This is a genomic window from Janthinobacterium sp. GW821-FHT03C08 (assembly GCF_059420905.1).
Genome location: NZ_JBWKUP010000011.1, coordinates 1 through 11,344 on the forward strand (window position 1 = coordinate 1; position 11,344 = coordinate 11,344).

The 11,344-nt window shown below is 60.9% G+C and carries 12 protein-coding genes; 8 read left to right on the forward strand and 4 right to left on the reverse strand.

Annotated features, from left to right (window positions below):
• Positions 1-130 precede the first annotated feature (130 nt).
• The 4 genes from AC07VL_RS16730 to AC07VL_RS16745 form a co-directional block, all read right to left on the reverse strand.
• Positions 131-475 (reverse strand): DUF1840 domain-containing protein, encoded by a 345-nt coding sequence (locus AC07VL_RS16730; RefSeq protein WP_290605210.1) that lies wholly within the window; start codon positions 473-475, stop codon positions 131-133.
• Between the two features lie 180 nt (positions 476-655).
• The gene (locus AC07VL_RS16735) at positions 656-1,201 is read right to left on the reverse strand and encodes a hypothetical protein (protein ID WP_494806846.1); all 546 of its coding nucleotides are present in this window, start codon (positions 1,199-1,201) and stop codon (positions 656-658) included.
• Positions 1,202-1,264: 63 nt separating this feature from the next.
• Positions 1,265-2,785: a YifB family Mg chelatase-like AAA ATPase gene (locus tag AC07VL_RS16740; protein ID WP_494806847.1), complete on the reverse strand. Its 1,521-nt coding sequence runs from the start codon at positions 2,783-2,785 to the stop codon at positions 1,265-1,267.
• A 108-nt stretch (positions 2,786-2,893) separates the two neighbouring features.
• Positions 2,894-3,142, reverse strand: coding sequence for an accessory factor UbiK family protein (locus tag AC07VL_RS16745; protein ID WP_092716695.1), 249 nt, complete (start codon positions 3,140-3,142; stop codon positions 2,894-2,896).
• A 267-nt stretch (positions 3,143-3,409) separates the two neighbouring features.
• On the opposite strand from AC07VL_RS16745, the gene AC07VL_RS16750 reads away from it, so the two are divergent.
• The 8 genes from AC07VL_RS16750 to ptsP all read left to right on the forward strand — a co-directional run bounded on the left by AC07VL_RS16750 (position 3,410) and on the right by ptsP (position 11,222).
• Positions 3,410-4,180, forward strand: a complete 771-nt coding sequence (locus tag AC07VL_RS16750) for a TorF family putative porin (protein ID WP_494806848.1) — start codon at positions 3,410-3,412, stop codon at positions 4,178-4,180.
• Positions 4,181-4,191: 11 nt separating this feature from the next.
• Positions 4,192-4,530 carry a P-II family nitrogen regulator gene (locus AC07VL_RS16755; protein ID WP_010393464.1) on the forward strand — a complete coding sequence of 113 codons (339 nt, stop codon included), beginning with the start codon at positions 4,192-4,194 and terminating at the stop codon, positions 4,528-4,530.
• Between the two features lie 11 nt (positions 4,531-4,541).
• Complete coding sequence (locus AC07VL_RS16760) at positions 4,542-6,089, forward strand: ammonium transporter (RefSeq protein ID WP_494806849.1); 1,548 nt, start codon at positions 4,542-4,544, stop codon at positions 6,087-6,089.
• Between the two features lie 213 nt (positions 6,090-6,302).
• Positions 6,303-7,601 carry a glutamate--cysteine ligase gene (gene gshA, locus AC07VL_RS16765; RefSeq protein WP_077399358.1) on the forward strand — a complete coding sequence of 433 codons (1,299 nt, stop codon included), beginning with the start codon at positions 6,303-6,305 and terminating at the stop codon, positions 7,599-7,601.
• Between the two features lie 97 nt (positions 7,602-7,698).
• Positions 7,699-8,667, forward strand: a complete 969-nt coding sequence (gene gshB / locus AC07VL_RS16770) for a glutathione synthase (RefSeq protein ID WP_494806850.1) — start codon at positions 7,699-7,701, stop codon at positions 8,665-8,667.
• A 2-nt stretch (positions 8,668-8,669) separates the two neighbouring features.
• Positions 8,670-9,074, forward strand: coding sequence for a PTS sugar transporter subunit IIA (locus tag AC07VL_RS16775; RefSeq protein WP_131376741.1), 405 nt, complete (start codon positions 8,670-8,672; stop codon positions 9,072-9,074).
• Between the two features lie 91 nt (positions 9,075-9,165).
• Positions 9,166-9,435: an HPr family phosphocarrier protein gene (locus tag AC07VL_RS16780; RefSeq protein ID WP_092803603.1), complete on the forward strand. Its 270-nt coding sequence runs from the start codon at positions 9,166-9,168 to the stop codon at positions 9,433-9,435.
• A gap of 44 nt (positions 9,436-9,479) precedes the next feature.
• On the forward strand, positions 9,480-11,222 hold the full coding sequence (gene ptsP, locus AC07VL_RS16785) for a phosphoenolpyruvate--protein phosphotransferase (protein ID WP_494806851.1): 1,743 nt from the start codon (positions 9,480-9,482) through the stop codon (positions 11,220-11,222).
• Positions 11,223-11,344: the final 122 nt, after the last annotated feature.

Here is an 11,344-nt window from a genome sequence, read left to right on the forward strand (position 1 = left end):
CAGGACCGTGAAACAACTTTGCGCCGATGATAGTGCTGCAACCAGTGTGAAAGTAGGTTATCGTCAGGCTTGTTATATAAAAAAACCCCGCTAGCTGCGGGGTTTTTTTTCGTCTGCTGCCTTCATTGCACTACACGCCCCAGATGATGCTTTCGCCTTCGGCCTTGGCCGAACGCAGCATTTCCATCAGCGGGTAGGCCCGTTGCGACAGGTGGACTTTTTGCGCCCGCGCATGTTCGCCCGATTCGCCATCTTCCAGCGTCTCCGGCGTATGCACATCATGTTCGATATCGTTTTCCGGATGCCGTTTACTTTCCGCCACTTCCTTTTCCAGCAGGGCCAGGGCTTCACCCGCTTCCGCTGCCGTGATGACACCGCGTGTCGGGTTCTTGTGCAGGATGTCGAGGATACGCTGTGCATGTTCCTGGTACATCAGCACTTCAGGGGAGGATTTGGATTTGAATGAGATCAACATATGCACTTTCTGGAACTTGTTGTTAGTGTCGAAACAATATCACGACTTGAAAATTTACACAGGCCGTCCGATTGCCCGGATTGCACATTTGCAAGCCGGATAGCGCCATCTGTTGGACAAGGCACGCAATTACAAGAGCCTCGCTGCCAGACAGTTGTCCGTTTAAGTGATCGTTAAGTCTCATTCCAGTTTCACGGAGTCGAGGAAGGTCTCGATGGTCTCGCGCGACAGCTTGCTTTCTTCACCGAGGATGACGATCTGGGCGATGTGCCTGTCCTGTGCCACGAAACGGCCCACGAGCAAGACGGGTTTGCCCTGCTGCGTACCCGTCGCCTCGATGCTCAGCGAGCTGCGCTGGTGCATGCCCGCCCCGGTGCTGCTGGCGGCCGCGGCAGTTTGTTCGTTGCGCACCTTGCCATTGATATTTTTCAGCAAGGCGGTCTTCATGGCGGGCAGCGCTGCCTGTGCCTGTTCGACGCTATCGAGCGTGGCACTGCCGACGGCGAAGGTGCAGCCGTCGACTTCGCTGGCTGTCATGGTCAGGCTGACTTTCTTGCCGTCGAGGTCAATGTCGCGCGTCAGTACGGCTGGCTTGCTGGGAAACAAAGCCGTGAACTGGGCATCGGGGCTACGATAGTCGCGCCAGTCATGTTTGGGGCTGCAGGCGGCCAGTGCGCCGGCAGCCGCGAGTGTCACCAGAACAGCGGCAATTGATGTTTTTTTCATCAGCAGATGGTAGCAGCGTCGCCCCTTGCACGCAATCGCGCACGCGTCTGGCGGCGCGCCTGACTAGATTTCCTGCAGCACGCGCCGGTATTGAATCGCTTCGGCAATATGCGGCGGCATGATGCGGGCACTGCCTGCCAGGTCGGCGATGCTGCGGGCCACGCGCAGGACACGGTGATACGTGCGCGCCGACCAGTGCAGGCGCAGCATGGCATCAAGCAACAGCCGTTCGCCCTGTTGTTCCAGCTGGCAATGTTGTTCGATTTCCCTGTTATTTAGGCGCTGGTTGGATTTGCCCTGGCGTGCCAGCTGCAAGGCGAAGGCGGCTGCGACCCGCGCGGCGATGGGCTGCGTGCCTTCGGCTGTACCGGCCTGGCGGCGCAGTGACGCGGGCGGCATGGCCGCCACTTCGATTTGCAGGTCTATGCGGTCGAGCAAGGGACCGGATAAACGGCTGTGGTAGCGCAGCACGGCGTCCGGCGTGCAGCGGCAGCGGCCCGAGGCATGCCCCAGGTAACCACAGGGACACGGGTTCATGGCGGCGATCAGTTGGAAGCGGGCGGGAAATTCGGCCTGGCGGGCCGCCCGTGAAATGGTGATGAGGCCCGATTCCATGGGCTGGCGCAGGACATCGAGTACCCTGCGGTCAAATTCGGCGATTTCATCAAGAAATAGCACGCCGCAGTGTGCCAGCGAGATTTCACCTGGCCGCGGCACGTGGCCGCCACCGACCAGCGCCACGCCCGAGGCGGTCTGGTGCGGGGCGCGATAGGGCCGCCGTTTCCAGTGCTCCACCTTGAAATGGCCACCCAGCGAGTGCACGGCAGCCGACTCCAGCGCTTCTTCGTCGCTCATCGGTGGCAGCACGCCGGGAAAACGGCTGGCCAGCATGGTCTTGCCCGCACCGGGCGGCCCCACCATCAGCACGTTATGGCCGCCCGCGGCCGCCACTTCCAAGGCACGGCGGGCTTGCTGTTGCCCTTGTACATCAGAGAAGTCCGGATACGGCCCGGTGGGCGCTGGCAGCTGCGCCTGGTGGCGCTGCAGGATGGTCTGGCTGTCGCGTGCGGCAAAATGCGCGCAAACCTCAAGCAAGGTATGCGCCGGATAGATGGCGGCATCGCGAACCAGCGAGGCCTCGTCGGCATTCGCGTAGGGTAGGATGAAGGCGCTTGGTGCGCCGCCCTGGCTGCGCTGCATGGCAAAGGTCATGGCCAGCGCACCACGGATGGGACGCAACTGTCCCGACAAGGACAGTTCGCCGGCAAATTCATAGTGGTGTAGCTGGTCGCCTGGCAACTGGCCGGAGGCGGCCAGGATGCCCAGTGCGATTGGCAGGTCGAAGCGGCCCGATTCCTTGGGTAAGTCGGCTGGGGCCAGGTTGACGGTGATGCGCCGCGCCGGCATGTCGAAGCCGCAGTTCTGCAGTGCGGCACGCACCCGGTCGCGCGATTCCTTGACTTCCGTATCCGGCAGGCCAACGATCGTAAACGACGGCAAGCCATTGGCAAGGTGGGTTTCGACACTGACCTCGGGCGCCTCCATGCCGGCCAGGGCGCGGCTTTTCAGGACTGCCAGGCTCATGAGTTTCCCCTGCACCGCGGGCGCGGGCAGGTTCAGTGTAGCCTTTGGTGCCGCCGCAGGTTTGAGATATGCCAGCAAGACCGCTGATAAGGCGGCTTGCCGGTCACCTTACGCTTTTGGTTCGTTCAGGCGGGTTTCCAGTTCGATCAGGCGCAATTCCAGTGCATCCAGTTTTGCGCGGGTCTTGGCCAGTACTTGTGCCTGGATATCAAATTCTTCGCGCGTGACCAGGTCCAGGCGGGCAAAGCCCTGGGTCATCATCGATTTCACGTTCTTCTCGATATCCTTGGCCGGCGAGTTTTCTATGGCTTGATGGATCTTGCCTTGCAAGTCGTTAAAAAAGGTATTCATGTCCATGGTGGGTCCTTTGTGGTGCAGCCTGTGCATCGCACCATTGCGGTGCACAGCGGCGTTAATCTGGTGCGAATCCGGGCAGTTATAACTCTCCAGCAGTTCTTTGCCGCATGTCCAGGGGCTTGCAGGGTATGTATGGACGGAAATGCACCTGTCAAGGTGGCAATGGAGCTGGCACGTATTCTGCTAAAGAAGCTATGAACGCTTTGTGATCTCCAGACAAGATTTTAAACCTCAACTGCTTTAAAAGTTCAATAAAAGGGAATCGCCATGAAGAATCTGTCCAAGAACATGACTTTAGCTGCAGCGCTGACGTTGGCCGTGGCCGCCTTGAGCGGCCATGCCATGGCCCAGGATGCGGCGGCGGCACCGGCTGCTGCCGAAGCGGTACCCGATAATGTGGTGACTTACAACGTGGCGCTGACGAGCGACTACCGCTACCGCGGCCTGTCGCAAAGCCGTCTGGATCCCGCCATTAACGGGGGCGCCGACTATACCCATAATCCAACGGGCCTGTATGTGGGCACCTGGCTGTCGAGCATCAAATGGATCAAGGATGGCGGCGGTGACACCAACCTGGAATGGGATATCTACGGCGGCAAGCGTGGCGAATTCGCACCGGGCATCACCTACGATGTGGGGGGGCTGTACTACTTCTACCCATCGAATGGACTGAGCACGAATGCCAATACCTTTGAACTGTACGGCCAGGTCGGTTTCGGTCCGGCCTACATCAAGTATTCGCACTCGACGACCAACCTGTTTGGCGTGGCCAACAGCAAGAACAGCGGCTACATCGATGCCGGCCTGAACGTGCCGCTGTACGATGACTACACGTTCAACCTGCACGTGGGCCATCAAAGCGTCAAGCACAATGACTCCCTCAGCTACTATGACTACAAGCTGGGCGTGACCAAGGATTTCCCCGGCGTCGTCACCGTGTCGCTGGCCGCCGTGCGCGCCGACATCACGTCGCTGGCACCGAACGGCAAGAACCTGGCGAAAACTGGCCTGGTCCTGACTGTTTCCAAAACCTTTTAAGCGAGACTGCCATGAAAATGATTACTGCAATCATTAAGCCGTTCAAACTGGATGAAGTGCGCGAAGCCTTGTCGGCTATCAATGTGCAAGGCATTACCGTCACCGAAGTCAAGGGGTTTGGCCGCCAGAAGGGCCACACGGAACTGTACCGTGGCGCCGAGTATGTCGTCGATTTCTTGCCAAAAACCAAAATTGAAGCGGCTGTCGATGATGCCATCGTCGACCAGGCCATCGAGGCGATCGAAGGTGCTGCGCGTACCGGTAAAATCGGCGATGGCAAGATTTTTGTGTACAACCTGGAACAAGTCATTCGCATCCGTACCGGTGAAACCGGCAACGAAGCGCTCTAAGGGGAATATTGATGCGTAAAAATATAACAAAACTGCTAGCTGGGTTTGCCTGTCTGTGTGCGTTTGGCGTTGCCGCGCCCAGTTTTGCCGATGCGCCGGCCAAGCCGGAAGCTGTTGCGGCCGCAGTCGCCACGCCTGCCGTGACGCCTGCGCCGGACGCTGCCGCACCGGCCGCCGTCCCGCCAGCGGCCGCCGCTGCTGCAGCTGCGCCCGCGCCAGCCGCGGCCCCCGTCGCCAACAAGGGCGACACGAGTTTCATGATGATCTCCACCGTGCTGGTCATTTTGATGACGATCCCCGGCCTGGCCCTGTTCTACGGCGGCCTGGTGCGTTCGAAGAACATGCTGTCCGTCCTGATGCAAGTGTTCATGGTCTTCGCGCTGGTCGTGGTGCTGTGGTGCATTTATGGCTACTCGGTTGCCTTCACGGAAAAAACCGCCTTCTTCGGTGGCTTCGACCGTCTCTTCCTGAACGGCATCTGGGATCCGGTGAAGGGCACCTTTGCCTCCGCCGCCACCTTCAGCAAGGGCGTCGTCATCCCCGAGTTCGTGTTTGTCGCCTTCCAGGGCACGTTTGCCGCGATTACCTGCTCGCTGATCGTCGGCGCCTTTGCCGAACGCGCCAAGTTTTCCGCCGTGCTGGCCTTCGTCGTACTGTGGTTTACGTTTGCCTACCTGCCGGCCGCCCACATGGTCTGGTTCTGGACCGGTCCTGACGCCATCACCAACGCCGCCACCTCGGCCAGCGAAGCCTTGAAAGCGGGCTGGATCTGGCAAAAAGGCGCGCTGGACTTCGCCGGCGGCACCGTGGTGCACATCAACGCCGCTATCGCCGGCCTGGTGGGCGCCATCATGATCGGCAAGCGCGTCGGCTACGGCCGCGAATCGATGGCACCGCACTCGCTGACGATGACGATGATCGGCGCTTCCCTGCTGTGGGTGGGCTGGTTCGGTTTCAATGCCGGCTCCTCGCTGGAAGCGGGCGACGTGGCGGCCCTGGCCTTTGTCAATACCATGCTGGCCACGGCTGCCGCGACCCTGTCGTGGGTGTTCGGCGAGTGGATCACCAAGGGCAAGCCTTCCATGCTCGGTGGCGCCTCCGGTGCCGTGGCCGGCCTGGTGGCGATCACCCCGGCGGCCGGCTTTGTCGGCCCGATGGGCGGCCTGGTCATCGGCTTGCTGGCCGGTATCGTCTGCCTGTGGGGCGTGAATGGCTTGAAACGCCTGATCGGCGCCGACGATTCGCTCGACGTGTTCGGCGTGCACGGCGTGGGCGGCATCCTGGGTGCCTTGCTGACGGGGGTATTTGCTGCACCACAACTGGGCGGCCAGGGCATCTTCGACTACGTCACCAACAAGATGTCGGCGGATCCGTATTCGATCGGCCACCAGGTATGGGTACAGGCGCAGGCAGTCGGCACGACCATCATCTGGTCGGCCGTGGTCTCCGTCATCGCCTATAAACTGGTCGACATCGTCATCGGCCTGCGCGTGCCGGAAGAAGAGGAGCGCGAAGGCCTCGATATCACCAGCCATGGCGAGCAGGCATATCATGGTTAAATGGTAATTTTCTGCTGCGGGAGCGCCCAGGCGCACCGCCGCAGCGTGGTTTTGCGGGAAAAGGCGTCTCATCGAGGCGCCTTTTTTTCGTCAGGGGAATGGAAAAGGTCTTTAAAACAAGGCTTTTGCCCCGATTTGGGGTACTTACACGGTAATATAGTCGGCAGTTCTGTGTGCTTTTTTGAATACTGCACATAATTTAAGGATGTAACTATGGTTCCCCATCTCGTCACGGCCCTGACCGGACCGCTGCTCGACCTCGAAAAAAAGATTCTGGCCGCGACGCCGGCCATTGAGCGCTGGTTCCGCATGGAGTGGCAAGAGCACACGCCGCCCTTCTATTGCTCCGTAGACTTGCGCAATGCCGGCTACAAGCTGGCGCCCGTCGATACCAATCTGTTCCCTGGCGGTTTCCATAACCTGGCCACGGAAATGCTGCCCCTGTCCGTGCAGGCGGCCATGGCCGCCATCGACAAGTATTGTCCGGATGCCCGCAACCTGCTGATCGTGCCGGAATTGCACAACACCACGCCGCAATACCTGCAGAACGTGGCGCGCCTGATGCAGATCTTCCGCCAGACGGGACTGCACGTGCGCTTCGGCTCGTGGTCGCCCGACATCACCCAGCCGACACCGCTGGCGTTGCCAGATGGCAACATGCTCGTCATCGAGCCCCTCGTGCGCCTGAACAATGGCCGCCGCCTGGGCTTGAAGGATTTCGATCCGTGCACAATTCTGCTGAATAACGACTTGTCGGACGGTATCCCCGACATCTTGCAAAATATTCATGAGCAAAGCCTGTTGCCGCCCTTGCATGCGGGCTGGGCCTTGCGCCGCAAGAGCAACCACTACACGGCCTACGATGAGGTGGTGAAAAAATTCGGCAAGATGATCGATGTCGATCCGTGGATGCTCAACCCCTTCCACGCCAAATGCAGCGACGTCAACTTCCAGGAAGGCGAGGGCGAAGATGCGCTGGCCGCCAGCGTGGACGTGCTGCTGGCGAAGATCCGCAAGAAATACAAGGAATACGGCATCAAGGAAAAGCCCTTCGTCATCGTCAAGCCCGACGCGGGCACGTATGGCACGGGCATCATGACGGTGCGCGACGCCAGCGAAGTGCGCGACCTGTCGCGCAAGCAGCGCGACAAGATGTCCATCGTCAAGGATGGCAAGGTGGTCACGGACGTGATCATCCAGGAAGGCGTGCCCACCTTTGAAAGCATCAAGGATGCCGTGGCGGAACCCGTCGTCTACATGATCGACCGCTACGTGGTGGGCGGCTTCTACCGCGTGCACGCAGAGAAGGGCGTGGACCAGAACCTGAACGCGCCCGGCTCGCAGTACGTGCCGCTGGCGTTTGCCCAGCAGCATGCGGTGCCGGACTTGAAGGCCAAGCCGGGCACGGCCGCGCCGAACCGCTTCTACGTGTATGGCGTGGTGGCGCGCCTGGCCTTGCTGGCCGCGTCGCTGGAAATGGAGCGCACGGACCCGAATCCCGAGGTGTATTGATCCCTCCCTGCGGCTTGCCGGGCGCGGTGACTCCTGCGCCTGGCGATCTCGGCTAGAATCAAGCATTCCTTATCCAGGCTCCCCGATTGGACGCACCATGAAAATTGCATTCCTTGCCGACCCGCTGGCAAGCTTCAAGACTTACAAAGATTCCACCTTCGCCATGATGCGCGAGGCGGCCAAACGCGGCCACGCCGTCTACGCCTTCGAACAGAAGGACATGGCGCTGGAAGAAGGCATCGTCACGGCACTGGTGAAGCATATCGAACTGACGGGCGACGAGCACGACTGGTACAAGGTTGTCTCCACCGAGGAAGTGCGCCTGTCGACGCTGGACGCCATCATCGAGCGCAAGGACCCGCCGTTCGACATGGAGTACGTGTACGGCACGTATCTGCTGGAACTGGCGGAAAAGCAGGGCGCCTGCGTCTTCAACAAGCCGTCCGCCATCCGCGACAACAATGAAAAGCTGGCCATCGCGCAGTTTTCCGAATTCACTTCGCCGACCCTGGTGACGTCGAACGAAGCGCGCCTGCGCGCCTTCCACGCCAAGCACCAGGACGTCATCTTCAAGCCGCTCGACGGCATGGGCGGCACGGGCATCTTCCGCGTCAAGGCCGATGGCCTGAACCTGGGCGCCATCATCGAAACCTTGAGCGAGAACGGCGCGCAAACCATCATGGCGCAGCGCTTCATCGCCGACATCGTCAAGGGCGACAAGCGCATTCTCGTCATCGGCGGCAAGCCGGTGCCGTTTTCGCTGGCGCGCATCCCGCAGGCGGGCGAAGTGCGCGGCAACCTGGCCGCCGGCGGCACGGGCGTGGCGCAGCCATTGACGGCGCGCGACCTGGAAATCGCTGAAAAGCTTGGCCCCATCCTGGCCGCGCGCGGCCTGATGCTGGTAGGATTGGACGTGATCGGCGACTACCTCACGGAAGTCAACGTCACCAGCCCGACTTGCTTCCAAGAAATTATGCAGCAGACCGGATTTGACGTGGCCGCCATGTTCATCGATGCGGTCGAACACGGTGTTGCGTCCGCGCAGCAGCGATCACAGGTGAAATGACTATGGTAGGGATTTTGCTCATGACACATGCACCGCTGGGCCAGGCTTTCATCGCCGCCTGCGCGCATGTGTTTCGCGGGCCGACAGAACGCTTTGAAGCCATCGACGTCGTCGCCGACCAGGACCTGGCGGAAGTGCAAAAGCTGGCCTCGGAAGCCATCTGCCGCCTCGACGACGGTTCCGGCGTGCTGGTGATTACCGACGTGAAGGGCGGCACGCCATCGAACTGCTGCAACAAGCTGGCCGATGCGGGGCGCGTGGAAGTCATCGCCGGCATCAGCCTGCCGATGCTGCTGCGCGCGATTACCTATCGCCGCGACTCGCTCGACGTGGTGGTGGAGATGGCCCTGGCCGGCGCGCAAAGCGGCGCCGTGCGCGTGGATAACCGCATTCGCGTGGGCGAATAGGAATTGCAGGGCCGCCGCCCTGGGGGCGGCGGGTGGTATAGGCCAAGATTGTCATCAGCGCAGTGCATTCAGGGATAAAGACTATATAAAAATGATTCAAAAAGAACTCGAAATCATCAACAAGCTGGGACTGCACGCACGCGCTTCCGCCAAATTTACCCAGTTGGCCGCCAAGTTCAAGAGCGACGTCTGGCTGACCCGCAACGCGCGCCGCATCAATGCCAAGTCCATCATGGGCGTCATGATGCTGGCCGCCGGCAAGGGCGCGAAAGTGACCCTGGAAGCAGATGGCGATGATGAGCAGGCATGTGTCGATGCGCTCACCGCCCTGATTAATGACAGGTTTGGCGAAGGCGAGTAATGCCCGCCGAACGCAGCCGCAGCCGCATTCCGACAGGTCACCCCATGGCATCTTTCACGCTCCACGGCATCCCGGTCTCCCGCGGCATCGCCATTGGCCGCGCGCATCTGCTGGCGCCGGCCGCCCTTGACGTCAAACATTACCTGGTCGCCCAGGAACAGATCGAAGCGGAAGTCCAGCGCCTGCAAAACGCCATCGCCACTGTCCACAAGGAACTGCAAACCCTGTGGAACGATCTGCCCAAGGACGCGCCCACCGAGCTGGGCGCTTTCATCGACGTGCACGCGTTGATCCTGTCCGATCCGATGATTTCCGAAGCGCCGCTCGATATCATCCGCAAGCGCCACTACAACGCCGAATGGGCGCTGTTGACGCAGATCGACGAATTGTCTGCGCAATTCGATGAAATCGAAGACCCGTATTTGCGCGAGCGCAAGGCGGACATCCAGCAAGTCGCCGAGCGCGTGCTGAAAGTCCTGCTGGGCACGGAGCAATTGCTGCCCAAGGCGGCTGCCGAAGATGAGCTGATGGCGCAGATGATCGTCGTTGCCCACGACATTTCGCCGGCCGACATGCTGCAGTTCCGCGACCGCTCCTTCATCGGTTTCATCACCGACGTGGGTGGGCAGAACTCGCACACGGCCATCGTCGCGCGCAGCCTCGATATTCCGGCCGCCGTTGGCATGTCGCAGGCGTCGACCCTGATCGAGCAGGATGACTGGCTGATCATCGACGGCGATGCCGGCGTGGTGATCGCCAATCCCAGCGCACTGGTGCTGGAACAGTACCGCGAGCGCCAGACGGCCATGCAGCGCGCGCGCAAAAAGCTGGGCAAGCTGAAAAAGACGCCAGCCGTCACGAAATGCGGCACGCCCGTCACCCTGCTGGCGAATATCGAGCTGCCGGAGGATTGCGCGTTTGCGCTGGAGTCGGGCGCCAGCGGCGTGGGCCTGTTCCGCTCCGAATTCCTGTTCATGGGCCGCGCCCACAAGATCCCCACCGAGGACGAGCAGTTCGAGGCCTACCGCAACACGGTGCAGTCGATGAAGGGAAGAGTCGTCACCATTCGCACGCTCGACATCGGCGCCGACAAGCCGCTCGACCAGGCCGACCATACGGCCTTGAATCCCGCCCTGGGCTTGCGCGCCATCCGTTACTGCCTGGCCGAGCCGCAGCTGTTCCTGACGCAGCTGCGGGCGATTTTGCGCGCTTCCGCCTTCGGCAAGGTGCGCATCCTGATTCCCATGCTGGCGCATGCCTTCGAGATCGACCAGTCGCTGGCCATGATCGCGCAAGCGAAGGCCAGCCTGCGCGAGGAAGGCGTCAAGTTCGACGACGCCATCGAAGTGGGCGCCATGATCGAAATCCCGGCCGCCGCGCTGGCGCTGCCCATGTTCGTCAAGCGCATGGATTTCCTCTCCATCGGCACGAATGACCTGATCCAGTACACCCTGGCCATCGACCGCGTCGACTACGAGGTGGCGCATTTGTACAATCCGCTGCATCCGGCCGTGCTGCAGCTGATCTCCATGACGATCGCCGCCGGCCACAAGGCGGGCATCGACGTGGCCGTCTGCGGCGAGATGGCGGGCGACGTGAAGCTCACGCGCCTGTTGCTGGGCATGGGCTTGCGCGAGTTTTCCATGCATCCGGCGCAACTGTTGGCGGTCAAGCAAGAGATTCTCAACAGCGACCTGGGGCTGATCGCACCACAAATGCGCAAAATTATGCGTTCGATGGAGCCAAATGTGATCGCGGAAGCCGTACAACAGTTGCAGCTCATGTAAACTGTCGTTTATCAGCATCAGGACACATCGCGCGCGGCAAGATGTGTCCTGGTGCTAAAGTTGCAGCACCTATCATCGCGGTGCTGCATCGACCATGGCCCGTGGGGCCGCCCCCCTTTTAT

Excerpts from the sequence above, each read along its gene's own strand:
- AC07VL_RS16730 (WP_290605210.1), bottom strand. The coding sequence starts at position 475 with ATGTTGATCTCATTCAAATCCAAATCCTCCCCTGAAGTGCTGATGTAC.
- AC07VL_RS16735 (WP_494806846.1), bottom strand. The coding sequence starts at position 1,201 with ATGAAAAAAACATCAATTGCCGCTGTTCTGGTGACACTCGCGGCTGCC.
- AC07VL_RS16740 (WP_494806847.1), bottom strand. The coding sequence starts at position 2,785 with ATGAGCCTGGCAGTCCTGAAAAGCCGCGCCCTGGCCGGCATGGAGGCG.
- AC07VL_RS16745 (WP_092716695.1), bottom strand. The coding sequence starts at position 3,142 with ATGGACATGAATACCTTTTTTAACGACTTGCAAGGCAAGATCCATCAA.
- AC07VL_RS16750 (WP_494806848.1), top strand. The coding sequence starts at position 3,410 with ATGAAGAATCTGTCCAAGAACATGACTTTAGCTGCAGCGCTGACGTTG.
- AC07VL_RS16755 (WP_010393464.1), top strand. The coding sequence starts at position 4,192 with ATGAAAATGATTACTGCAATCATTAAGCCGTTCAAACTGGATGAAGTG.
- AC07VL_RS16760 (WP_494806849.1), top strand. The coding sequence starts at position 4,542 with ATGCGTAAAAATATAACAAAACTGCTAGCTGGGTTTGCCTGTCTGTGT.
- gshA (WP_077399358.1), top strand. The coding sequence starts at position 6,303 with ATGGTTCCCCATCTCGTCACGGCCCTGACCGGACCGCTGCTCGACCTC.
- gshB (WP_494806850.1), top strand. The coding sequence starts at position 7,699 with ATGAAAATTGCATTCCTTGCCGACCCGCTGGCAAGCTTCAAGACTTAC.
- AC07VL_RS16775 (WP_131376741.1), top strand. The coding sequence starts at position 8,670 with ATGGTAGGGATTTTGCTCATGACACATGCACCGCTGGGCCAGGCTTTC.
- AC07VL_RS16780 (WP_092803603.1), top strand. The coding sequence starts at position 9,166 with ATGATTCAAAAAGAACTCGAAATCATCAACAAGCTGGGACTGCACGCA.
- ptsP (WP_494806851.1), top strand. The coding sequence starts at position 9,480 with ATGGCATCTTTCACGCTCCACGGCATCCCGGTCTCCCGCGGCATCGCC.